Here is a 25,139-nt window from a genome sequence, read left to right as displayed (position 1 = left end):
TTCAAGTCTAAATAGTACAGATGGTACGATAATAGTAAATATGGCTGCTGAAAACCGAATCCGATTGTGCTTTTCCGGTCACACACGCATCCCATCCCTCAATTAAATTTACCTGATGAATTAAAGAGGCAGCATGGTTGACCAAATTGAGCCGTCCAGACGCGTGTCAAACACCGCCCGTGAATCCAACCGCGGCCGTCTCGTCGATGTCTTGCGACGCCAAGGGCCGCTGCCGCGCGTGGCGCTCGCCCGGAGTACAGGGCTGAGCTTCCCGGCCGTTTCCGGCCTGACGTCGCGGCTGATCGCAGAAGAGCTACTCTGTGAGAGCGAGACGGCGGCAACGCCGTGGTCCGAGGACGGCGAGGAAGAAGATGCGGACGGGCTGAATGGCCGCCGCCGCGGCCGGCCGGCCGTGCTGCTGACCCTGAATCCGGAGTTCGGGCGCATCGCCGCGGTCTCCGTGCGCATGAACCTGATCGAGACGCTGATCGCGGATTTCCGGGGCTCCGGCGTCGCGCAGTCGCGACTTGCACTGTCGACGCGCGCGCTCGATGCAGGCGCGCTGCGCGATCTCGTGATTGCGCAGATCAATGCGCTGCTCGATGCGACGGCGACGCCGCGCCATCGGCTGTTGGGAATCGGGATTGCGCTGCAAGGCATCGTGAACGTCGACACCGGCACGACACTGTGGAGTCCCGCGCTGTCGATCACCGAAGTCGATCTGGCGACGCCGATACGTCAGGCGTTCGGCGTCGATGTCGTCATGGCGAACGACGCTGTCGCGGTCGCGCTCGCCCTCACGGCCGCCGAACCGGCATTGGCGCAAGGCCTCTCGGCCACGATCATGGTCGGTCACGGCATCGGGATGGGCGTCGTTGCCGATGGTGAAGCACGCTGGGGCGCCGGCAGCGAGATCGGCCATGTCAAGCTGGCGCCGGACGGGCCGCAATGCCGCTGCGGCCAGCGCGGCTGCATCGAGGCTTATCTTGCCGATTACGCGCTCTACCGCGACGCCCGCACCTTTCTCGATCTGCCGCCGGCGGACTCGCAGCAGCCATCGGAGGGACAGATGGCCCTGTTGCGCGAGCGCGCGCTGGGCGGCGATCCGCGTCTCGAGCACCTATTCCTGCAGGCGGGTCGCGCGCTCGCCGAGGCGGTCGCAGCAACGATATCCGTGCTGCGGCCGCACCATGTCATCCTGGCGGGTCCGGGCCTGATGGCATTCGACATGATGCGCCACGCCTATGAGGAGCGGCTTGAGCAGGCGGTGTTGCCATGGCTGCTCAGGTCCACGGCGATCCATCTGCGTCCAAGCGAATCGGCGGTCATTGTCGAGGGCATGGTGCGACGGACGCTGCGGGTCGTGGACCAAAACCATATGGAAGCGACCGAGTAAGCGCCGAGAGCTAAGCGCTGGCTGGGGCGGGAGGGATCGAACCTCCGAATGGCGGAATCAAAACCTGCTCGATTATATAGTGATTTCAAGGCGCATTGGAAAAAATGGTCGAAACACGCTCCAGTAATTTCAGTAGGTTGGCTAGTGTTTCCAAATGAAAAGGGGCCAGCTAGCGATCGATCGAGCAACGCAGCTGCCCTTCAGATTCGCTTAGTCATGGCGCGCGCTATCACGCATGCAAGCGCCTTGGCGTAAGCGTCTGAAGAACCCGATAAAGCGGCTCATTAAGAGACAGCCACAGCGGTAGAACAACCAATAACGTACCGGTCGCACCCTGGGCTTAACCAGCTGAAATTGGGCATTCGTCGCACGACATGGTGCCTCATTGCACTGTCTATGGTCCGCGTGGTCGGAACGTGCATTCGCGGGGCGAACCTTGGCATCTGTTGGTGCCCTATCTCCTGAAGCTATCCTCAGAACGGTTCACGGCGCGGCCTGGCGCCTTTTTCGTTCCGATTGACCCAATCCTCGTGTACCCTATTCTATCCGCGTCGGCGGAACTGCTGAAGTTGATAGATGGCTCCACGGAGAATGGAGATGGGCCGGCTCGATAAGCAGATGGATCCCTTCCACCCTGCCGCTCATCTGCCTACGGAGGATCGCGTCCCCGAGGATCTAGAGCTTGAGCAAGTCGACACGGCGTCGTTAGTTGATCCGGCTCGAGAGGAAGCCGCCTCGTCGCCCGCGCATTTTGGGTCAGGCCGGCCGGCGGCAAGCGTAACGGGCTCTACCGACTGGATGCACCGAGCACGCCGCATCTGGCGGAGCCATCTCCAGCGCGAACAACTCCCCCGGACGGCCGGACGGTCGATGGGAAACTTTGAGCGGTGGTTGATCGCATTGCTGAGCGTCGGCTTTGTCGTCAGCTGCGTTTGCGCGATCATTGTCTTCATGCAGGCCAACGCGCGCAAATTGGAGATCGCAGCACTGCAACGTGACATCATCGCGCTCAAGCTACGCGTAGCCAGGCTCGATCAGATCGCAAGCACCAATGAGATACGTGAAAAAGCAAGCAGTGAAACATCCAAGCCGCCGTCGGAGACCCGTCCTGACCAGGCTCCGCTCATCCTATCACGTGAAGAGATTCAGCTTATCCGAGACTATATCAAGCCTGCACCAGTTGCAGGCTCCGCAACTGAGACGATCAAGGTCGGCGATCCCGTCGGAGGAGAAGCCGTGCCCTTTCCTTTTCCGATCACGGAGAAGGTGCGGAAACTGCTCGGCGCGCGATTTACCGTTCGCAATGGCATCATTGTCATCATCCGCAGCGGCAGCCGTCACGCTGATGCTGTGATTGGGCCAAATTGACGAGAACTGGCCGTGATCGCAGTATCCGGTCGATTGCTTATGGCTGGTTGTTTGGTGGTCTTTCAATGAACCGCCGGCTGCCATTGAGAAGCTCGAGGTTATTGGCGATGACCGGATTGCCGGGATCGAGCGAATAAGCCTTCTCGAACTTTCGCCGCGCCGCGTTCAGATTGCCGCGCAGCATGTACGAATATCCCTGATCATTCAGTAGCTGAACAGTTTCGCCTCCCAGCCGGATCGCATGAGCATAGGCCTGATCAGCCAGGTCAAAACGACGCAACCGGTCATAGCTCGCTGCGAGCCCAATCCAGGCCGTCAAATCCTTCGGCGATTTCTCGACGGCGTCCTTGAAATAGCGCTGGGAGATCCCGTAACTGCCGCGGTTGAAATGCTCTAATCCCAGCCGAACCGGTTCGTCCGAGGGGTAATATTTGACGTCGGTCGGCTCCTGCACGGGGTCTCCGCCCGGCGCATCCACAGGAGCCACGATGGCGGCCTCCCTCAATGTTTGGTCGCACCCCGCAAGCGCGGTCCCCAAGCAGCAATAGATCAGCATTAAGATGATGCGCCGCATAACCCTTGTCCCCGCCTGGCCCGGCGCACTCGTTGAAATATCCTGGTCGAATTGTCCAAAGCTAAGCCCCTTTGGCTCCTTCACCTGGTTCCTAGCCCGCCGCCGACCGGCACCGATACTCCAGCGTTCGATCCAGGCGGCAATCCGTCGATATTGACATTCTGGGTGATCGGAGGCTGCTGGCCCAGCAGTTTCGTCGCAGGCGAGATATCAGGAAGCTGATCCACCGGCTGTTGCGTCTTGCCGTAGCGCGTGACGGCGGCACCCACCCGCCGAGCGTCGTATGCAATCCTGCGATCACCCACGTTTCGCGGCCAGGGATGGATGGTGTGGGTGACGGCGTTGACCTGTTTGGCATCGCCGGCGGTCATCGTGATGGTATCCGAACGCTGGAAGTAGCGGTCCATCTCGTCATGACCTGCGAGGCCGTAACATCCCCCGAGCAGAAAGGGCGCGAACAGAACCAGATACCTTATGGCCATCTCTCGCTCCGCTAGTTGAGGGTCTTAACGACCGGCTGGTCGGCAGCAGCGGCCGGCGCCGGAATGGGCGCCCTGACTTCAGGAGCGATGATGTGGCCGTACGGACCCTTCACGTCGCCGCCGGAATTGACGTAGTCATTGTAGCGCTTGCGGACTTCCATCTGGCCATTGAGAAAGAAATCGACGTCGTTGGCCGGAAGGCGCGAGTCGAGCGGAGACGCCAATTGCTGACCGGGTGCCGCCGGCGCAACCAGGCGCGGCGTAACGATGATGACGAGGTCCGTTTCCTGCTGCTGGTACGACTTGCTGCTGAACAAACTTCCGATCACGGGCACCGAGCCGATCCACGGCAACTGCGAAACGTCCTGCCGGTTGCGGGTCTGGAGCAGGCCGGCGATGGCAAAACTCTGGCCGTCGCGCAGCTCGACCGTGGTGCGCGCGTCGCGTCGGCTCAACGCCGGAATGACCGTCCCCGCAATCTGCACCGCATTGGAGAAATCAAGCTCGCTGACCGACGGCTCGACTCGAAGGTTGATCACGCCGCGCGACAACACGGTCGGAACGAACGCCAGCTCGACGCCGAATTTCTTGAATTCGATGGTCACGGTTGGAACCAATCCTGCGGTCCCGGCCGTAGACGCCACCGGCACCGGGAATTCCCCGCCAGCCAGGAAACGCGCGGAATCGCCGGACAGCGTGGTCAGGTTCGGCTCCGCGAGCCGGCGAGCCAATCCTTTGGTTTCCAACGCAGAGATCAGCAGGTCGACCGAGCCGCCGTTGGATGTCCGAATGATGCTGGTCAACAAGCTTCCGAACGGCGTAGGTGATACACCACCTGCGGTGCCGACGAGCGTTCCGATCGTTCCGAGGACCGGAAGGCTGCCGGTCGGAGGAGAGCCGACCGCGCCATTGACGCCACCAATTGGCTGCCGACCTGCCGTCGCCGCGCCTAGACCCGTATTCCCTACATTTGTACCATTGGCATTCGCCGCATAAAGGTTGACGCCCAGATTACGACCGGCATCTCGATTGACCTCGAGAAAGCGCACCTCGAGCATCACCTGTTGCGGCGCAGCGACGCTCATGGCGTTGACGACCACGCCCCCTTTCGCCACGGTGCTGGTGGCGATGGCCATGGCCCGCTCAGCCACCACCGCGTCGGCGGCGGTTCCGCTGAGCACCACCTGCCCCTCGGAGGCAGAGACACGAATACCCTGCCCGCCGGTGCTGGACCGGATGTTCTGCTGCAGATTTCCGGTATCGATCACGACCTCGACGTCGAGGATCCCGATCTGCTTCATCGAGCTGTCGAATAGAATGACGTTGGTGGTGCCGGTCTGCTTGCCCTGGACATAGATCATGTGGTCGCTCAGCGACTTCACATCGACGATATCAGGCGAACCCGCGACGATCGTCGCAAAAGCCGTGTCAACCTTGAAGGTGCGTGACTTGTTGACGACCACCTTGACCCGCTGGACGTCGTTCATCTCGCTGACGAAGACGCCGCCGGAGGTGCCCTTCCGATCTGCTGCCGCGGCGCGGTCAACGGAATTGAAAAGGACAAGCGCAGCACCGAGTGCGATCACGCTCGAGGCGACAAGCCTGCGCCCTTCCCCGTTCGAAATGCGACCGAATCCCATTTCGATTCCCCCTCGCCGCGACCCGCGACTATCCCCGTAAATCTACGTCTGCGGTGTATTGACACTCTCCGTCGCGCAACACGCCGTAGAGCTTACAATCCGTCCCACTACAAATCCGTTACTGTCCGGCTTCAGTTCACCAAGGACACGCCCCGTTTTCCGCCGGCCGCAAGATGCGGTTCAAGATCATTTCCCTCATGCCGCCTGCTTGCAAGGAGAGAGCCTTATCGCACTGCCGCAACAGCAGAGAAAACCATCCGATGTTGCCAGCGTGCACCACTTTTTCCCATCCCCGCGGAACTACTCTGCGGCGCAGGCGCTTCGGGAGGGTTCCCGCCGCTCCCGCCTGCCAATCACCCTTCTCGATTTTCGGCAATCCCTCAGAAGGGCAGGTCCCCCTCCCTACCGCTTGATTGCATTCCCGAATCGTGACCCACTAGAAGGGAATGGTCGTGGAAGCGCTCGGCGCGTTCGGTGTTGTGCCCCAGAACGGCATGATCATGCTGAAGCCCGGATCTGATGCCGCAACGGTAAGTGCGTTGGCTCCCGCAGTCGTGCTCGGCGATCGGCGCGAGACCGCCGAGCATTGGGCCGACGCTTTTTTTGCCGCCGCGGATGGTGGCGGGTCACCGCTACAGGTTGGGGTCGTCTTGCTCATTGCGGGTGGCCGGACATGGATAATCAGCGACTGCTCCGTCAACAGCGCCCCGCGGCAACACGCAGTCGCGCCCGCTATATTCCCGATGAAATGCATGTTGCCCATCAGGTTTCATCTCGCGCGTCATGCAGGCGCCCGGATTTTACGGCGAGTGTTTGCGCAGAAATTCGTGCAGGCTTGAACGGAACCGCGGACCAAATCGAGGACCTTCCGAACAATGTCTCGCGCCAAAGGCCGAACAGATTTCGCTTCATTGCATGCCGAGTCGCCCGCTGGACGGCGATCGCCCCGAGCCCCAGTGCCCCGCCGGCGAGCACATCGACCAGATAATGCCCGCCGATCGGGGGGATCGAAAGCAGCATCACCAGATTCAGCGTTGCTATCCCATATCCGACCAGGCCGGTGCGGCGAAAGGCGTAGGTGAGCAGCACGGCCATAACCGTGTGATACGATGGCATCGTCACGATGCCTTGCATCACCACCGACTCAAAATGCCAAGGTCCTGATGCACGCAGTGCCAGCAGATCTCGCAAATAAGTAACGTCGCCAACGCCGTGCACGGCGAACGGTCCCAGCGTGGGCCAAATCGCCGAGATCAGCGCCGTCGGCACCATGGTCGCGCCCGCCAAAAGCAGCAGCTCTCCGATACGTGCGGACCTGCCCGTTGGAGAAAAGCAGAATAACAAAAGAACGAGTTGCGGAAACATGCTGTTGTAGGCCACTACCAGCAGACCGCTTAGGATCGGTTGGTCGAGCAATGCTTGGCGCCAAGCTAACCAGTCGAAGCCAATCGCTCGGTCCAGCCGCTCCATCATCACGTCTTGCAGAGGGAATGCGCAACTAGCAGCGAGGTACATCAGTGTTGAACCCGCGGCGGCGGAAACGAGGTACAAAGCAATTGCCTCGAACAGTTTCGCTATACCGCGATCACGGCGACGGAATGCAACGGAGAGCGCGAGCAAGGCACCAATCAGGCCGGCCTTGATTTCGCCCCCACCCATTGTCAACCCAACCTGCGAGGCCCACACAAGATCGACTGCAAGCAGAAGGCAAATGATTGCCCAAGCCAAGGGCCACTGGAAGATCGCGACCAGTGCCAAATATTGGGCCGGCATCACCGCCTGCGGCAACGATGCTGTCATGGTGGCATTTGTCGCGGTTTCACATCCGCCATCATCGCGACCACGATCGCCATCGCTGTGGGCTCGTCGAGTGTTCATCGGCTTTATGCCTGGGAAAGTGCTAGAACGGGATGGTCGTCGACGCGCTCGGCGCGTTCAATGCTGTGCCCCAGATCGGCATGATCATGTTGAAACTCGATACAGATGCCGTAACGGTAAGTACGTTGGCTCCCGCGGTCGTGCTCAACGTCGGCGAGAGACCGCCGATCATTGGGGCAACGGTTTGCTTTGCCGCTGCGGATGGCAGGGGATCACCGGCACAGGTTGGTGTCGTCTTGCTGATCGCACTACTCACGTAGCAATCGTTGATCATCCAGGTCCGAGCTCCGGCATTCGCGAGCGCCCGCAACGACTGCATCGTGATTGCGTATCGCCCCAGGTCGAAAATGGTGAACATCAAGATGAAGAGAGGCAGAGCGACGAGACAGAACTCCATCGCCCCCACGCCACGCTGATCGAGCTTTCTCATCACTGCACCAACTGGACATACTGGCTCTTAGGCAGCTTTGTCTGCGATGGGCACCCTGTGGTGTCAAAGGTCGCATTGCCGTTGAACGCGATTGACTTGGCGATCAACTGGCCACAACTGTCGCCTGTGCCACCTACGGCAATCGTCGGATTGCCCTGAAACGTCACATCTGCGTTCGGCGCGTAGATGTTTCCCGTGAGAGTGATGTTGCTGTTTCCACCGAATTGCACCGGCGACGCTGAAACATCGTACATGGACATGTACTGGAATAATGCAGCGCTGGACTGAAGGGCCGCGGGAAGCGACGAGGCACTCGGGGCAGTTGCCGGCCCCTTGAGGGTGAGCGTCCCGCCGCCCTTCGTGTCAATCGAAGCACCCGGCAGCAGAATGAAGGTCACTCCTGTGCATGGACTGTTGCAGGTGATCGAGGAGCCGCCTTTGAGGGACAGAGTACCGGATATGAAGTACACCGAGACCCCTGAAACCAAGTTGAAAGCGGTATTGCCCTTCGTCGAGGTATTGTCATTCGTGCACGGGGTGGCAGCCGTGTAAGCGACCAGATCCGATCCTGAGCATTTCGGTAGACCGCATTTGGCAGGGAGGGTCGGGTTCGCCCCGCACAACGTGGTGAGGGCGTCGTCGAGAGCAGAGAAGGGATTGGTTGTCGGGGCCGGCAAATACTTCAACGCCGTGTTACAGAACGACGCGGCACCTGTGCAGCCGCCGACGGTCGATAGCGAACCGAGATTCATGGTCATCCCGCCGCCGGTGAAGTTTATTGCATCCTTGGCCGTACTGTTAGAGGCCATGCCGCAATTCGGCGCATTGATGTTCGGACTGCCTTGGAAACTGATGGAGCCCTTCAATGTCAGAACGCAGGGCGGAAACAGCACGCTCTTTACTGAGGCCACGGCTGTCGCGGGTATATTGACAGTGGTCAACCCAAGCACTTTGGCCAGGTATGCGGGCTGTTGCTGGCTCACAGTGGCCTGAACGTAAGTTCCAGCCGACCCGTTCCATGACGTGAGCGAAGCAATCTGGACGGTCTGCGAGACTCCCACCGGAAGGCTGGTGCTACATTGGGAGCCGGGATAGGCAGTGCTGCCCGCATTGCAGAACGCGTTGGCTGCTGCGGATTGCTTGGCGCGATAGTCCACTGTCTGTGTAACCGCGCAAGGTGCGTTCGATATGCATAGTTGCTGCATGGCGCCCGAAACCGCTGCCGCATCGGCGGCATTCTGCGCGTGTTGCTTGGTAACGTACCAGGATCCCGCCTCACCCCCGAGTGCGACCACTCCGATCAGCGGCACCAGGGCGATTACGGTTGCGAAGGCGACGGAGCCACGGCGAGAGCGAAGCAAGCTACGCATCGACCACTCCTATTGAAATCGTTGCGAGTAAGGCAGTGTGTATGAACAGGAATTCGCGCACAACACCGTGGTCAGGATGATGGGCGCCACGGTGACGGTCGTCGTGTATGAATAGTACTTGGGCGAACCAGAGTTGGCTGCGGTGCAGGCAGTCATCGTATCACCGCAGAGGACCTGGAGATTGTTGATGGGATAACCAGCAACCGACGTCGGGAGTGCCGACTTCCAGCTCGCCCAGTTCGTAACGTCCGGTGGCGGGTCGTACTGGATCCTCTGCCCGAAGGCGCGCACCGCCTCCCAAGCGGATACAAACTGAAAGCCGGCGGCCGCAACGTCGGCGAGCGGCAGAAGCAGGCTCACACCGAGGAAAAGGAAAACGATCAGCATTTCAAACGCGGCGGCGCCGCGCCGATCCGCGACGAAGGACTTTCGACGGCGCACGCGCCCGCCTTGAGGGACACTTACCAGGTCCCGATGCCTGCTCCGAGCACGAGCAATTTGAACGATGTCCATGACAATTCGGCCACGCATGGCCGCTCACCAAACATAAGGGACCAATCTCCAACGCGTCGCTTCGTAACTGGAATACTCCGGGCAAGTGCGCCGAAGCAGGTCTTCCTCGTAGAGAATTCGGCAGACCTGAACGCCGATATGCAGGACCAGTACGATCACCGTGAGTGGTGTCAGATATTGCAGCACGACACCCAGAATCGCGATCTCTTCTGCGAGGTAGAGCGGATGCTTGATCCACCGATAGGGACCGCTTTGCACCACTGAACGCGCCTGTGGCACCAGGCTGAACGACCGCCCCAGGTGTCGGATGGTGACAAGCATCATGATCATGCCGATCAGCACGCAAGCGGTGGCCACCAAATTTGGCAACGCCTGCTCGGTTTTGCCGAAGAAGGTGATCGTCCATGGCAAATAGGAGCCGACGAATGCGGCTATTCCAGGCAGCACCCCATCTGCGCGCGCCTTCGCCGGTGGCCTGGTCATGATCAACACCGCCACGAGCATGTAGAAGATGGCAAGCCAAAAACTTGACACAAGCGATGGCCAGGGATCGGTCAATGACCCAACTCTGATGGCGGCACAGAGTGCAAGCAACATGAACCACATGCTGCCGAGCAGCTGCATCATCCGCTCGTAAGACCAGTTTGTCGACAGGGCAACCGTGCTCATGGCTTACTACATCCCGAAGCTGGAGAATGTACGGATCAGGTGCAGAAACGGACTTCCGCCTAGTATAATGAACATCGCGGGAAGCATGAACAACACCATCGGAATGGTCAGCTTGGCGCCCAGCTTGTGTGCCCGTTCCTCCAAATTGGTGATACGTTCACGCCGGAGGTCGATCGCGATACTGCGCAGAGCCTGGGCCAGCGGCGTGCCGTATTGCAGGCTTTGGCTGACCATGGTGCCGAACCGGCGAAGGCCCTCCGAGGTCGATGCCAGCTTCTCGAAAGCCTCGCTGCGATTTGGCAGTATCCTGAGATCATCAAGAAGTCCGTACAGGACCCGGGCCATGGCAGGATTGGTCTGGTTCATTTCGTCCGCCACGCGTTCCAGCGCGCTCTCCAGACCCATTCCCGCTTCGCTGCACACAACCAGCAAGTCGATCATGTCGGGCGTGCCTAGCCGGATGGCGGCATTGAAGCGCCGCCTCAGCACCAAAAGGATCAACCGCGGCCCCATGATGCCGATCACCACGCCGATGAGACTGAAGACCAGCACATCGGTCAGCGGCTTGCCGAAAAGCTGCCCAACGAGCAAGGCAGTGATCGGAAACAGGAACATGCTCACGGTTTTGAGGCCGATCCAGATCGACATTGTGCGATGAGGATTCAAACCCGACGATTGAACGATCGTCCGGAGCTGGTCCAGATTTTCCGCGGAGTAGAAGCGCCGATACCGCATACCGAGTGACGAAAGCCAGCCGGTCACATCCCTGAACGGCGCCGACCGACTGGGAACGCCGAGCACGGCGTTTGACACCCGCACGTTCAACGCATGAATGTGTAGCTCGTGGATCATCAGGACCGCGGTGACGGTCGCAAGCGCTATGGCAAGGGCCACCAGACTGAGACCAAGGATCATAGTTCTGTTTCCCTTCTGACCATCCAGCGGATCACAAGGGACCCGATAATCACCGAGGCTGCGGCGTAAGCCAGAAGCCTGTTTCCCGTCGGATCGTAGATCAGCAGATCGACTGTTTGCGGATTGATCAAGTATAGCAATCCACCCACGACAACGGGCGATAGCGAAAGCGCGCGTGAGGAAAAGATCACCTCGCCGGCCAGCGCCTTCGCGCGAGCAGCCAGCGCGACGCGCTGCCGCACCGTATCTCCCAGTGTCTGCAAGGTTTCGGTCAAACTGCCACCTGCCTTCAGCTGCACCGCAAGTGTGACCGCAAAGATCCCATACTCCGTCACTTGCGTTCGCCGGTAGATGGCTTCGACAGCCTCCTCGGGAGGTCTTCCCAGACTCACCTCGGTGCATACGATGGCAAACTGTCCAGCCGTCGGTTGCGGCATCTCGCGCGCGATCGTGCGAAATGCTTCGGTCACGGGCAGCCCGGATCGAACGGTACTTGTCACCAGCTGGATCGTGTCGGGCAGCTGTCGAAACAGTTGATTGGCGAGACGACGTCGTTGCCAGCCGAACAGGCCCCGCACCATCAGGAGCCCTACAATTGCCGCCGCCGGATACGCATAGACGTTGGAGAATTGCAGCACGCTATTGGCATACAGGATTGCTGCCGCGGCGATCACGCCGGCAAGCAGCACATACGCGGGGTGCCAGACATAGGCGATCCCGGGCTTGTAATCGATCAGGCGGAAGAGAAACGACCATCGGGACCCGGCCTCCAAACGACGAATGGAGGGCATTGTCGCCGTATCTGAAACCGGCAGAGCTTTTGCTACCTGCCGATCCATGCGTCGCTGTGCCGCGTCGAGCCACAGCGCAACGGCTGCCGCGCCGACCAGGAACACCAGGTCAATTGTGGTCAGGAACTCCGGCATTACAGCTGCCTCATGGCTTCGGCCCAGGCTCGATCAAGCCCGTAATAGGAAAGACGGCTTTTGAATTTTGGGACTGCGTTGGTGGACCTGTAGGTGCCCGATATCCGTCCGTGAATATCCTCGTGTTCGTACTCGAATGCCGCGATGTCGTTGGTGGTGATCACCTCGCCTTCCAGCCCGATCACCTCGCTGATCTGGATAACGCGACGCTGTCCATCCCGCATGCGTTCTACTTGCACGACGATATCCAGCGCAGCCACGATCTGAGATCTGATCGCCCGCAGCGGCAGATTTGGCTGCCCCATCTGCACCATGTTTTCGATGCGCGTCAGTGCGTCGCGGGCGCTGTTGGCATGCACCGTGGAGATCGAACCGTCATGGCCGGTGTTCATCGCTTGCAGCATGTCAAACGCTTCGGCGCCGCGCACCTCGCCGACGACGATTCGGTCGGGACGCATGCGCAGGGCGTTCCACACCAGATCGCGTTGTGTCACCTGCCCTGTGCCTTCGAGGCTGGGAGGCCGGGTCTCCAGGCTGATCACGTGCGGCTGTTGAAGCTGCAACTCCGCCGCATCCTCAATGGTGACGATGCGTTCGCTGTGATCAATGAATTGGCTCATGGCGTTCAACAGCGTCGTCTTGCCGGAACCGGTACCGCCAGAGACCAGAATATTGAGCCGGGACCGACCGGCAATCTCCAGCAATTGTCCCATGGCCGCGGTCATTGAGCCGTTCTGGATCATCCCGGCCATGTCTAAACGGCGGCTTGGGAATTTTCGGATGGAGATGCAGGGGCTGTGGATCGCTAGCGGCGGGAAGATGATGTTGACCCGGCTGCCGTCCGGCAGGCGGCAATCCACCATCGGACTGGATTCGTCGACGCGCCGGCCGACTTGCGCTGCAATCTTCTGTGCTACGGATGCGATGTGATCATTGTCGCGGAATCGTACCGCGATCCGTTCCAGTTTGCCGTGTCGCTCGACGTAAACGTTACTCGGTCCGTTGACCATGATATCGTTGATTGATTGATCCAGCAGAAGCGGACGGAGCGGCCCGTAGCCGGTCATGTCGTCCGCAATCTCGTCCGCTAGCTGAAACTGCTCGCGACCTGACAGTTCGAGCCGCTCCTCGTTGGCGATTCCATGGATGATTTCCTCAATCTGCCGCCGAAGAACATCACGCGAAACCGTTGCGGCCACCGATGGCTCAATCTGCTCTATGACCCGTTCACGCAGCAAAGCCGGCATCGCCGGCCGCTGGGTAGAAGGTTCGTCGTGCCTTGGCGCAGCTGCAGGCGAGCTCGGAGCAGGCATGCTCGGCGCCAATGCAGGCAAGCTTAGTGGCAATGCAGGCAAACGAGCTGGCGTGTCGTCTTCGCGCCTACCAAATTTTTTCGTCACCCGAGCAGCCTCCTCAACCATCCCTTCCGTTCGGCACCGACGCCTGCGATCTCCCGGACGATTGGGACGAGGTGACGTCGCAATCCTCGTACGTGCTTGAGAGCCGGAATTCCGAGATTGACCGCCTGGGTCATCCCCTTCCCGAGATCGGGAATCACCATGTCGGGTTCTGCGCCCAGGGCCTTGACAATCGTCGCCCTGGGAAGGCCGCCGGGACGATCGGCACGATTGAGCAAAGTAAACACGCGATCCTTACCGGCGATGTTGGTGACGGCAGTGCGGAGTGCACGGGCATTGCGAAGTCCGGTCACCTCCGCTTCCAGCAGCACCAGCACGTGCCGGGAAAGAGTGATCACCGGATGGATGGATGGCGGAAACGGGACTGGTATATCGACAACGATGTAGTTGAACCGTTGACGGAGCAGACCCAACACGTGTCTCACTCCCGCTTCAGTGATGTCGAGCTGCGCGTCCAACTCCTCATCGGCGGAAATCAGGCAAACTCGTTCGTTGATATCAATCGCCGCGCGTTCGAGGAACAACGTATCCGCCCGCATCGGGTTTTCCAGAGCGATGCGCAGCCCTGGCCCAGGCCGAACACCCAGCATCACGGCTGTTTCGCCGTTTTGTAGATGAAGGTCGAGCAGCGCGACCTTGGCCTTGGTGGTCTCGGCCAGCTGCAGCGCGAGATTGATCGCGATGCTCGTTGCGCCGGCGCCCCCCTGAGCGCCGCAGATCGAGATCACATGCCCGCCACGATCGGCCGCACCGGGCGCCACGTCGCCAAGCAGTTTCGGACGTAGCTGGTGCAACACCAGATCGCGCGTGAGTGGCCTCGGAAGGTACTCGCTCAAACCGATTTCCATGAGCTCGCGGTAGAAGGTTATCTCCCTGCTCTCGCCGATCAGAGCCACCCGGACATCGGGTGGGCAGACGGCGGCCAACCTTTCCAGTTCGGAAAATGGATCATCGATTCCACTGATGTCCGCCACCAACGCGGATAGCTCGGTGTCGGTTTCGAGCATCCGTATGGCATGACGGATCGTGCCGCGCCTGATCGATAAATTGCTACCCTCGAGGCCTTTGCGCAGAGCCGCTGCGCTAAGCTCGTCATTGACGAAACAGACGATCCGGTTGCGCGTTACAACAGACGCAGCTTCTTCAGGCGGACTGACTACTGCTATGTTAGCGATCACCACTGCCTCCCCTTACTGACGCGACGACACGGCCGACGCGACCGACGCTGACGGAGCAATTGCCAGCGACGCATCGCCAACCAACGCCGTGCGCGTATTCCCCGCATCGTCTTTCCTGACCGAGTATTTCGTGCTGTTATTGCGTGAATAGATCACGACCGTCGCGTCCGTCTCCCCTGTATCCTGTCGATCGACCGCTGACCGTACGGCCAGGGAAAGCTTTCCGAGCTGTGCGGCGATGACGACTTTCTTGACCTGCTCGGGCGCAAGCTGCAGCGATACGGTGCGCGCGACCTTGCCGGCCGTGGAGTTGCTGGCCGAGCCGCCTTGCACGATCTCCTGGTCAATCGCGACAATTCGAACATTATGAGCAACGGTTTCGCTCAGCGCGCCGTGGTGGTGATCCGGATCTTGCTTCTCGCCTGTTGGCGTCGTCGGCTGCTGGGTCAACACAACATCCACATAGTCACCCGGCGAGATCAGGCCCGAGACACCGGACGCGGCGTCAACGTTGATGCTGATGGCGCGGCTATCCGGCGCCAGGACGCTGGCGAGGAAACCCCGTTCGCGCGGACGCAGTACGTCCTTTGATGTAACGGGCGCGCCGGTGTCGAGGAAGTTACGAACCAGGGATCCGCGAAGTCCGATCCTGGCATCGGGCGTATCGAGGATTGCCCCCGCCGGAACGCTGTCCGGCGACACCGCTCGTATGTTGAAATCTTCGTCGCGGGCCAGCGTCCCTCTCGGCAGCGGGTGTACCGCGACAAAGTATCCGACAGTCGGAGGCGGCGGCGGCGGAGTGTTCTCCGTGACTGCGACCGGGGCCTGTGCTTTCGGCAGGTTCATGTTGTAGGCGATGAGCCCGAGCGCGACCGCCGCGAAGAAGAACACCATGATGATCGAGAGACGCAAAGCGGATGACATGTCAAAGTCCTTTGCTCAAAACGGTCCAGATTCCCCCGCACGCGATGGCAACCCCGTAGGGCAGCGGCGCATGTCGCAAGTGGCGCCAACGCTCTATGGCGTAGACGCGGCGGGCGAGCGAGGATCCGGCGGGCGCCAGGTTGGGATATGGCAGGAGGCGCATGACCAGATGCACCAGGGCAAGAACGCCGCCCGCCAGCGCGGTCACAGTCAGCAACTGAATCACGCCGGTCAGCGGGAGACCGATCGCCAACGCGACCAGCAACTTGACGTCGCCGCCGCCGATCCATCCCCACTGGTAAATCATAAACAGCAGCAGGAACAGGATCGTCGCGGCGATCACTGATTCGACGAGTTGCATCGGGACGGCAAGTTGGCTGACAATCCCGAGGAGCGCCAGCACCAGACAGATCTCATTTCGGATCAATCGTGTCGCGACATCGATCGTTGCGACATAGAGCAACAACAGGATTTCGAGAAACGAAGTTACCGCAACAATCCAGCTCATCAAACGCACGCCTCAAAAAGCGAGGACACATCAACAAACTTAAAGTGGGTCACATGAAGACATTAAGAAGCGGAGGGCACACTCCGTATGCCCCTCCGGCGTCAGATAGCCGTATTACACGGCCGCATTGAAAGTGGTGACGATAGCGGAGATCCCGCCAGACAGCGCCGTCCCGATGGCACCAGTAGCTCCCGTACCGAACGCCGCAGCCACTGCGCCGATGATACAAGCCGCGACGATAATGTACTCGAACGACACCACGCCGTCCTGATCCGTGCGCAGGTTCTTCAGGGCTTCCGTGGTCCTATTGTAATATTTCAACATGGAACACTCCTTCTCTCGACTGAACCACAACTGCTAACCCTGGCAGTCATTGCGGTGCTGCTACCGGGGTGTAACTGAAGCGGGAGGCACATTCCGATGCCCCCCTCCTAGTCAGATAGCCGTATTACACGGCCGCATTGAACTTGGTGACGATAGCGCTGATCCCGCCGGACAGTGCCGTCCCGATGGCACCCGTAGCTCCGGTACCGAACGCCGCAGCCACTGCGCCGATGATGCAAGCCGCGACGATGATGTACTCGAACGACACGACGCCGTCCTGGTCCGTGCGCAGACGCTTCAAGGCTTCCGTGGTCTTGATGAAATAACGCAGCATTGGAAGAATCCCTTCTTTCAAAGATGAATTTGCAGACACCTCGGCAACTTTCCAGCGGCCGCGGATTTATGTCCGGCCCCGCCAGCGATAAACTATCCATTAAACGTTTATTATCGTCAACATTTAATATATAATGCCATTTTGAATTAACCGGACACGAAACGAGCCGTCATGAAAATCAAAAACCGGCAAAAACGTTGTGATACAAGGATGATAGCTGCGCCCCCGATCTAATCCCAGGCAGAGCGCCGGCTGAGAGTCGGTAAAATTCACCGGAATAGTACGGGCGACCGATGGTATAATTTGATTATTCGGAAATTTTTAATCTTGATGATGATCAGCTATGGCGCTGCATCAACCTGTCGATCCACCCACATATGATCGAGCGATTCTGCGACCAGGCCAGCGCGCAGGGAGCAGATTTCGCGACGTGCGTGCGCGCGACGCAACACGTCTGTCCACGACGGGCGAGGTGATCCCTCCGAAGATTCCGATCGCACTGATCGCTGCCTTGCAGCCGCATGATTCCGTCAGTTGCACTGGCCTGACGCAATCATCAATTCGGATTCGCGCCTCGACGTCTGGGCCGTTTTCAAACAGAGGCTCGACTGCGTCGCCGTCATCAAGACTTACAGCGTAATGCGGCGGCGTCCAGTCGCTCAATCCGCGTTGCTGCGCGTCGGCACCTAGCGCGAGCAACAGGCGCAGAAGGCCATTCGATCCGCACGCAACGTGGAAATCTGGCGATCAGCGAGGGAAAACCGGACCATCACGATATTTATTGCAGCCGCTATCCAGCAACGTGCCGATGAAATGGAGCGGACTCCAATAGATCACATTACTCGAGCGGAAATTCGGTCAAGCCGAGATCACGGGATGCGGACTATTTCGGAAACCCGAAGGGATGCACTGGCCCCATCAACAAACGTTGAGGTTGCCCACGCGGTAAGCGCTGTCGATGGCTCTAAAAACATTATACCTTTCATAGCGCGCCTCTCGTTCGCCCTTTGGTTTTCGCCGCCATTTGTGTGGATGAGCGAGCTTGGCTTTCGGGATGAGGCATGTGTCCCTCCCTACGCGGATCGGCGCCGTTGCTAATGCCTCTTCTATCACTTGCCTTCTCTCCTTCATTTCTGCCGAAACGACTGATTGAATGACATTGCGAGCGGCCCGACGATGTAATCAAACGCAGTTCGCTGAACGGTCGGGATCATGACGGTCGCCGGCATCCCAGGATACAGGCGAATGTTCGGCATGTCCGCCAACTCACCTTGATCAATCCGGACAAAGGCCGTGTAGTACGGCGCATTTGTCTTGGGATCAGTGAGACGGTCAGCCGAAACCTGAATGACGTCGCCGTGAATGATCGGGACGATGCGCTGCTTGTAGGCGGTGAGATGGACTTCGGCGCGCATATTGGGATGTACGTCGCTGATGTCCTCCACCGCAACCTGGGCTTCGATCGTGAGTGCGTCCTCGGCCGGTACGATGTCGAGGATCTTGTCGCCGCGCTGGATGACGCCGCCGACGGCGAACACGGTCAATCCCACCACCCGGCCGGTATAGGGCGCCCGAATTTCCATGCGACCCAGGACCGACTTTGCACTCAGCGCCTTCGGAATGACCTCGAGCAATCTGGCCTGCGTGTCACGCAAGTCCTTGGTGACATCTGTCATCCGATCATTATCGAGTTGGGCGATCTGCTGCTCCTGCTCGGCGATGGCCTGGCGGGCCTTCGCGATACTAGCTTTTGTATCGGCGATCTGGCCTTCCAAACCGTACGCCGTCCGCTCCAGCTGGAGAATTCGCGGACGCGCAATCAGGCCCCGTTCGACCAACGGCGCAAGATCCTTTGCCTCGTTGCGGACCGAGTTGATCTGATCGGTGAAGGCCTTGACCTGTGCCTCGGCGCCCACAATCTGCGAGCCAAGCTGGTTGATCTTCTCGCGAATGACGCTTCGTTGCCCGTCAAGCGATGCTCGCCGACTGTCGAACTGATTGAGCTGACCGGTCCATACGCTCTTAAAGTAGCGGTCATCAGAGCGCGCCCTCAAATCGGCCGGCATGGTCAGCTCGGATCCATGATCGAGCTCCGTCAGGAGCCGTACTTCCGTCGCACGAAGCACGGCATATTGTTGTGTGAGCACCTCATACTCGGCACGGACCTGCGTATCGTCCAGAACGATCAGGAGATCGCCTGCCAGCACCCGCTCCCCTTCTCGGACATGCAGTTCCCTGACAATGCCGCCATCGAGGTGCTGAACGCTCTTGCGGTTGCCGTCGACCTTTACGATAGCATTTGCAACCACGGCGCCGTTGAGTGGTGCCGTCAGCGCCCAGGTGCCGAATCCGCCGAAAAAGATGGCGATGATCAGCCATCCCGCGAGTGCTACGCGACGAATCGAGTCGCTCGGTGCACCGCTCCTGAATTGATCAATCGTCGAGCTCGGCGCTAATGCGCGTGGTTTCGACCGGCTTGTAAACTCCATCAGCGCCATGACCATGTCCTAACCCGTCGTCTCGCGGACCGTGTGGATCGGTACGGGCCTCGTCAGACGGGCCAGGATCTCGGCGCGCGGTCCGAACATCTCGACGACGCCTTCACGCAGCACCAGGATCTTGTCAGCCACGCCGATGGTGGCCGGCCGATGGGAGATAATCACCACCGTCGTGCCGCGCTTCTTGAGTTGAAGAATGCAATCGGCGAGCGCGGCGTCTCCTTCGGCGTCGAGATTGGAGCTCGGCTCGTCGAGCACGAGAAGGCTCGGATTGGCGAAGATGGCGCGGGCAAGACCAATACGCTGACGATAACCGCCCGAGAGTATGGCGCCGCCTTCTCCCACCTGCGTATCATAGCCATCCGGCAGGCGCAGGATCATCTCGTGCACGTCCGCCATCCGCGCCGCCAGAATCACCTCCCTATCTTCGCCCTCCTGGAATCGGCTGATGTTGACGGCAACAGTGTCAGCAAACAGCTCAATATCCTGGGGGAGATAACCGATATGCTGGCCGAGTGACGTCTTGATCCAGCTCGAGACGTCCGCCCCGTCCAGTCGCACCGCGCCAGCAGATGGCGCAAGCACACCGACCAGATGACGCGAAAGCGTGGATTTCCCGGCGCCCGAAGGACCAATGATGCCCAGTACTTCGCCCGGCTCGATTGCGAACGATACCCCGCGCAGGATGGGCTTCGAACCAAACGGCGGCACATAGGAGAGCCCCTCGACCGAGAGTCGGCCCTGCGGGCGCGGCAGCGTCAAACCGATCTCCCGTTGGGGATCGGCTTTCAAGAGCTCGCGGATGCGCAGGAATGCTCCACGAGCAGATACAAGATTGCGCCAGGATCCAACGATCTGCTCTACCGGCTGCAGGGCTCTTCCGAGCAGAATGCTCGCGGCGAACATGGCGCCGACGGTTGCAAGTCGCTCGATCACGAGATAGGCGCCCAGGCCAAGTATCATCGACTGCATGGCAAGCCGCAGAAAACGGATGATGCTCTGCATGGTGGCGGCGCGATCGCTCGCAGAGACCTGCCGTTCAAGCATGCGGGTGCGATCACGGGCCCAACGCCTCAGCAGCCCTTCGGTCATGCCCATTGCCCGCACCACTTCGGTATTGCGCAGGCTCATCTCGGTAAAGCTGTAGCTCCGGGAAGCCGCCTCGCCGGCCTCCGTCAACGGCAGCTTGACCCGCCACTCGTTAAACAGGGCCATAAGAATCAGCAGGATGGAGCAGCCCAATGCGAACGCCCCCAGGAACGGGTGCAGCACAAAAATCACGGCAATGTAGATCGGCGCCCAGGGCAGATCGAAGATCGCATGGATCCCCATGCCGGTGACGAACTGGCGGAAGGTGTCGAAATCGCGCAGCAGCTGGCTGCGTGCGCCGCCGGCGCCAGCGGAGCGATGAATGATCGCCGTCATCACGCGCGCCGCGATCGTCTGGTCGAGGCGAATGCTGGCGCGGGTCAGCACGCGGGCGCGTACGGCATCCAGCCCTGCCAGCGCCAGAAACGCCATCAACAGCGCGATCGTGAGCATCAGCAGCGTGATCTCGCTGGCGCTTGAGATCACCCGGTCATAGACCTGCAGCATGTAGAGCGGCCCGGCCAGGTAAAGCAGATTGATCGCCAAGCTGAAGACCGCGGCAGTGACGAAATAGCCCCGGCAGCTTTGCAGCAAACGCCGGAGTTCGTCGGGTCTTTTGAACGGAGTACTCACACAGATCAGCGGAAAATCCGCCCCTCTTCAAAATCACACCGTAATCCAAAGTCGGGGCCGCAACATTGGCCCCGACCCATTTCCCCGCAGCGCATCAGGCCAGATGGTCGTGGTAGCTGATGAGCGTTCCCGTGTTCTTGTCTGCCTCGGTTTGGAAGCCCGCGGGGTCGTACTGGCCCAACAGGGTAATATTGGCGGTATGGACTCCGTCGGTCACCGACAGGGTTCCTCCAGCACCAGCCTGATTTGCGACATAGCTCGCGGTCGTGCCGGCCCCGAATGCCACATCGAGGAGATCCAGGTGGTCATCCCCGTTAAATCCGGACACGACCCCGCTAAAGTCGAAGGAGTCATGGAGCACGATTGTCCCGGTCGCTTGGGCATCAAGCGTGACATGCGCAGATGAGGCCGCTCCGAATTCGAGTGTGGCCGAACCGCTAATCTGAGCCGTTCCGTTACCGCTGACATTGCCATCGATTGTGACGTTGCCGCCATTGGCCCACAACACGCCGGTGTTGATGAGGTCGCTGTGGACCTCCAGTCCACCGGTTCCGGTTGCCTCGATCGTGCCGGTGTTGGTGACGGCGTTAGCTCCGGTATCGATGTCGAGCGCATTGGTGCCGGTGGCGATGATCGTGCCTTCATTGACCAGCACCATCACCCCATCGCCGAGGTGGCCGGCACCGGAGATCGTGTTGTCCACGTTCGTCAGCGTGACGTCGGAGACCGTTCCGGTGATCACGTTCTCGCTATCGTCGGACAGAATGACCTGCCCATGACCTTGGAGCGTGATGCCGTGTTCGATCAGCTCAAGCTCCGTCCCGCTTCCGGTCGATTTCAACTCGATCGTGCCGGTATTGTCGATGATGCCGGAGAGCGGCAGGATTGCACCATCGGCGATCACCATGTGGCCTGCGTTTTCAGTGACCGGCGTTTGATCGAAGATGAAGTCGCTCGCGGTGAGCGAATTCGCATCGATGCCATGCAGCGTGATCGACTGCCCCTCTCCCGCTGAGATCACCGCGTTGCCGTTACTGTCATTGGCCGTGTGCGCCTGAATGTCGCCAAAGCCGGTGAACTCGGCATAACCGACCAGATCGATCTGGTCGTGCGCGGTGTCAAAATTGTAGATCGTATCCCGGCCAATCGGTTGAGCGAAAACGAGCAAGTCGTTGCCGCTCGAAGCGGTCAGGTTGTCGTCGCCCGAAATGGCGAAGATTGGTGAACCGGCCGCGTAAGCTTCAATATTGTCGAAAACAACCCTGGTTCCCGTGCTGCCGTCTGCCTCCGTCCACGTTTCGGCAACGTTCAGGACAACCGCACCCGCGAAGTCGGTGAGCGTGGTAACTGCTAGCGACCGGACATCATTTGTTTGCACCGTCCAGGTGCCGTTGCCTTCGTTCGTCCCCGCGTTCAAACTCCACCCCAACGGAACACCGCTGACTGTGACCGTTATCAGGTCGTTCAGGTCCGACGAGGGATCGGTCAGACCAAGGTTGATCTGCTCGCCGGCGATGCCGGCCGGAGCTACTCCCGTCGCAAAATCGGTGGCAGGCAATGACGTCACCCCTGCGAGGTGTATTTCCAGCAGGGTGGCGCTGCCGCCGGCGACAGCGCCATTCGTGGCGTTCCCGTAGACGATCGTCTGGTTGTTTGCGGTATCGACGAACCAGGCGAACGTATGCGCCGCGACCGAGCTCGTCGCCGTGGCCAATGATGTGCCAATCGATGTGACCGCAAACCCTGAGGTGGCCGCGATTTTATCGGATCCCGACGCAAAATCGGTGATCGTATCGAAGCCGGCATGGTTTGAATCGGTGGCGACCGTATATCTGAACGTGTCGTTGCCAGTGCCGCCCGACAGAACGTCAATGCCAGCTCCACCCGTCAGCGTATCGTTCCCAGAACCTCCGAGAAGCAGATCGGAGCCATTTCCGCCATTCAAGGTATCGTCGCCGCCGAGGCCAACGAGAATGTCATTACCAGTGTTGCCGGAAAGAGCTTCTCCGGCCGAGCTTCCTACCAAGGTCTTGTCACTCGCTCCCCCGGCGTTGAGATCGGGAAGATTCGATCCAATCGCCGAGTAGGTGACGAATCCACCGCTGGCGACTGCGATAGCTAAGGCGGCATTTTCGAATGTGTTGGTTACATTCGCCGCCCAACTCGAAGCGCCCAATGTGAGGGTCTGGTTGGACGCTGACCCCGACCCCACATTTCCGTCGAGATAATCTTGAAGTTCACTTTCGAAGCTACCTGCAGTTCCATCCAGTCCACGATTGGTTGTATCGGACAGGATCTGCTCGAGTTGGCTCGAAGAAAAAACCAGCGTAGCGGTGTCAGATCCGTTCCCGCCGTCGTAAGTTGTGGTCCCGTTAATGTGATTCCACGCCGTGACCAGAGTATCGCCGCCATTGCCCATCAATATCGACCAATTGCCGGGTGCCGACGGTGCGTTAAAGTCGAAAGTAGTGTTGGCGAAGTTCGCATCGTCAGCACCGTTTGCGAAATTGATCGTATGCCCACTCACGCTCCCTGCAAGCGTGATTGTTACAGTCACCAGATTGCTGGAAAGCGAGCCGTCCGTCGCGTGGTAAGTAAAGCTGTCCGTGCCCAAGAAAGAGGTGTCGGTTCGCGTATATGTAAACGAGCCATTTGCACTCAACGTCACCGTTCCGTGGGTCGGGTTTGTGTCTTTCACCGCCGTGATCGTGCTGTCGGGATCGCTGTCATTGGCAAGGACACCGGCTGCGGGCACAGTCAACGTGTTACCGACGCTGGTATCCAGGATATAGTTGTCGCTCACCGCGATGGGGGCGTCGTTGATGGCGGCGACGCTGATGGTGACACTGTGCGAGACGCCGGAGTCGGTGCCGTCATTGACCACCACGTTCACCGTGCGGCTGGTCGTGATTGGCGCGTCGCTGGTGTTGCTGTAGACGATGCCGTCCAGGATCGTCTGGTAAGTGGCCTTTGAAGCCGGGCCGGTAACCGACAGTACCCCTGTGGTCTGGGTATAGCTCACGGTCAGACCTGCCGCGGCCGCCGCTGCCGCCGCAGTCAGGGACAGCGATTCGACCGTGTTGCCGTCGGGCCGTGTCGTCAGGGTGGCCGTCATTGAGGTCAGATTGGCCGAGTCGACATCGGTGATGGTCGCCGACGGCGCAACCACCAGGGGCGTCTGCTCGGTGAAGGCTGCCGTGGCGTCGTTGCCGGCTCCTGCCCCGTTGAGGTCCACGACCGGGACGTCATTTACGGCGGCGACGCTGATGGCGATGCTGTGCGAGACGCTGGAGTCAATCCCGTCGCTGACCACCACGTTCACTGTGCGCGACGTGCTGGTCGGCGTATCGCTGGTGTTGCTGTATACGATGCCGTCCAGGATGGTCTGGTAGGTAGCCTTTGAAGCCGAGCCGGTAACCGACAGTAGCCCGGTGGTCTGGGTATAGCTCACGGTCAGACCAGCGGCGGCCGCCGTCGCCGCCGCAGTCAAGGATAACGCTTCGGTCGTGTTGCCGTCGGGTCGCGTCGTCAAGGTAGCTGTCAATGAGGTCAGGTTCGCCGAGTCGATGTCAATGATCGTCGCCGAAGGCGCAACCACCAGGGGCGTCTGCTCGGTAAATGAAGCGGTCGTGTCATTTCCCGGCGTCGGCCCATTGAGGTCCGCAACCGGCACGTCGTTGGTGCCGTTGATGGTGACGGTGACGGTCTGGCTGGCGGTGCCGTCGGAGGAGACGGCGGTGAACGAGTCGGTGATCGACTGGCCGGCGCCGAGCTGCTGGATCGCGGTCTGGCTGTCGTCGGCGCTGTAGGTCCAGCTGCCGTCGGCGGCGAGCGTGAAGGTGCCGTAGCCGTTGCTGCCGGCGGTGCTGGCTTGCGCGGTGAAGTTGGACTGGCCCTGGTCGACGTCGGCAATGGTGAGCGCGCCGCTGGTCGAAATGTTGCCGGCGACAACCGAGACGTCCTCGGTGACCGAACCGGTGGAGACGCCGCCGATCACCGGCACGTCGTTGGTGCCGTTGATGGTGACGGTGACGGTCTGGCTGGCGGTGCCGTCGGAGGAGACGGCGGTGAA

At 60.0% G+C, this 25,139-nt stretch carries 21 protein-coding genes; 2 read left to right on the top strand and 19 right to left on the bottom strand.

Annotated features, from left to right (window positions below; genetic code table 11):
• The first annotated feature begins 133 nt into the window (after positions 1-133).
• A complete protein-coding gene (locus AC0L3B_RS00105; protein WP_026233544.1) occupies positions 134-1,396 on the top strand; it encodes an ROK family protein in 1,263 nt (420 codons plus the stop codon).
• Positions 1,397-1,993: 597 nt separating this feature from the next.
• The gene (locus AC0L3B_RS00100; protein ID WP_473379872.1) at positions 1,994-2,764 is read left to right on the top strand and encodes a hypothetical protein; all 771 of its coding nucleotides are present in this window, start codon (positions 1,994-1,996) and stop codon (positions 2,762-2,764) included.
• Positions 2,765-2,801: 37 nt separating this feature from the next.
• Here AC0L3B_RS00100 and AC0L3B_RS00095 read toward each other — a convergent pair whose 3' ends face one another.
• The 19 genes from AC0L3B_RS00095 to AC0L3B_RS00005 all read right to left on the bottom strand — a co-directional run.
• Positions 2,802-3,338 (bottom strand): tetratricopeptide repeat protein, encoded by a 537-nt coding sequence (locus AC0L3B_RS00095; RefSeq protein ID WP_473351676.1) that lies wholly within the window; start codon positions 3,336-3,338, stop codon positions 2,802-2,804.
• An 80-nt stretch (positions 3,339-3,418) separates the two neighbouring features.
• Positions 3,419-3,820: a hypothetical protein gene (locus AC0L3B_RS00090; protein WP_473254018.1), complete on the bottom strand. Its 402-nt coding sequence runs from the start codon at positions 3,818-3,820 to the stop codon at positions 3,419-3,421.
• A gap of 11 nt (positions 3,821-3,831) precedes the next feature.
• On the bottom strand, positions 3,832-5,460 hold the full coding sequence (locus tag AC0L3B_RS00085) for a type II and III secretion system protein family protein (protein WP_473351675.1): 1,629 nt from the start codon (positions 5,458-5,460) through the stop codon (positions 3,832-3,834).
• A gap of 762 nt (positions 5,461-6,222) precedes the next feature.
• Positions 6,223-7,260, bottom strand: coding sequence for a phosphatase PAP2 family protein (locus AC0L3B_RS00080; protein ID WP_473379871.1), 1,038 nt, complete (start codon positions 7,258-7,260; stop codon positions 6,223-6,225).
• A 100-nt stretch (positions 7,261-7,360) separates the two neighbouring features.
• A complete protein-coding gene (locus AC0L3B_RS00075) occupies positions 7,361-7,768 on the bottom strand; it encodes a TadE family protein (RefSeq protein WP_473351673.1) in 408 nt (135 codons plus the stop codon).
• Entirely contained in the window at positions 7,768-9,138 is a 1,371-nt protein-coding gene (locus AC0L3B_RS00070) for a pilus assembly protein TadG-related protein (protein ID WP_473379870.1), read from the bottom strand. Before AC0L3B_RS00070 ends, AC0L3B_RS00075 begins: the two co-directional genes overlap by 1 nt.
• A 9-nt stretch (positions 9,139-9,147) precedes the next feature.
• Positions 9,148-9,651, bottom strand: coding sequence for a hypothetical protein (locus tag AC0L3B_RS00065; RefSeq protein WP_473254025.1), 504 nt, complete (start codon positions 9,649-9,651; stop codon positions 9,148-9,150).
• Positions 9,652-9,675: 24 nt separating this feature from the next.
• The gene (locus AC0L3B_RS00060; RefSeq protein WP_473351671.1) at positions 9,676-10,320 is read right to left on the bottom strand and encodes a methyltransferase family protein; all 645 of its coding nucleotides are present in this window, start codon (positions 10,318-10,320) and stop codon (positions 9,676-9,678) included.
• Positions 10,321-10,326: 6 nt separating this feature from the next.
• On the bottom strand, positions 10,327-11,235 hold the full coding sequence (locus AC0L3B_RS00055; protein ID WP_473351670.1) for a type II secretion system F family protein: 909 nt from the start codon (positions 11,233-11,235) through the stop codon (positions 10,327-10,329).
• Positions 11,232-12,161, bottom strand: a complete 930-nt coding sequence (locus AC0L3B_RS00050) for a type II secretion system F family protein (RefSeq protein ID WP_247474744.1) — start codon at positions 12,159-12,161, stop codon at positions 11,232-11,234. Before AC0L3B_RS00050 ends, AC0L3B_RS00055 begins: the two co-directional genes overlap by 4 nt.
• A complete protein-coding gene (locus AC0L3B_RS00045; RefSeq protein WP_473351682.1) occupies positions 12,161-13,408 on the bottom strand; it encodes a CpaF family protein in 1,248 nt (415 codons plus the stop codon). Before AC0L3B_RS00045 ends, AC0L3B_RS00050 begins: the two co-directional genes overlap by 1 nt.
• Positions 13,409-13,557: 149 nt before the next feature.
• Positions 13,558-14,757, bottom strand: coding sequence for a CpaE/TadZ family protein (locus tag AC0L3B_RS00040; protein WP_473254029.1), 1,200 nt, complete (start codon positions 14,755-14,757; stop codon positions 13,558-13,560).
• A 12-nt stretch (positions 14,758-14,769) separates the two neighbouring features.
• A complete protein-coding gene (gene cpaB / locus AC0L3B_RS00035; RefSeq protein WP_473351669.1) occupies positions 14,770-15,681 on the bottom strand; it encodes a Flp pilus assembly protein CpaB in 912 nt (303 codons plus the stop codon).
• Between the two features lies 1 nt (position 15,682).
• A complete protein-coding gene (locus AC0L3B_RS00030; RefSeq protein ID WP_473351668.1) occupies positions 15,683-16,189 on the bottom strand; it encodes an A24 family peptidase in 507 nt (168 codons plus the stop codon).
• A gap of 114 nt (positions 16,190-16,303) precedes the next feature.
• Positions 16,304-16,513, bottom strand: coding sequence for a Flp family type IVb pilin (locus tag AC0L3B_RS00025; protein WP_247474748.1), 210 nt, complete (start codon positions 16,511-16,513; stop codon positions 16,304-16,306).
• Between the two features lie 124 nt (positions 16,514-16,637).
• Complete coding sequence (locus AC0L3B_RS00020; RefSeq protein WP_473254034.1) at positions 16,638-16,847, bottom strand: Flp family type IVb pilin; 210 nt, start codon at positions 16,845-16,847, stop codon at positions 16,638-16,640.
• A 1,127-nt stretch (positions 16,848-17,974) separates the two neighbouring features.
• Positions 17,975-19,345, bottom strand: a complete 1,371-nt coding sequence (locus AC0L3B_RS00015) for an HlyD family type I secretion periplasmic adaptor subunit (RefSeq protein ID WP_473351667.1) — start codon at positions 19,343-19,345, stop codon at positions 17,975-17,977.
• 9 nt (positions 19,346-19,354) lie between these two features.
• Positions 19,355-21,067, bottom strand: coding sequence for a type I secretion system permease/ATPase (locus tag AC0L3B_RS00010; protein WP_473351666.1), 1,713 nt, complete (start codon positions 21,065-21,067; stop codon positions 19,355-19,357).
• Between the two features lie 94 nt (positions 21,068-21,161).
• Positions 21,162-25,139 (bottom strand): beta strand repeat-containing protein (locus AC0L3B_RS00005; RefSeq protein WP_473351665.1); only part of this gene is annotated, 3,978 nt, incomplete at its 5' end.

It is taken from the genome of Bradyrhizobium sp. Kon56 (genome assembly GCF_055807635.1).
Note: the sequence above shows the minus strand (reverse complement) of the source record. Positions and strands in the feature narration are given on the sequence as shown.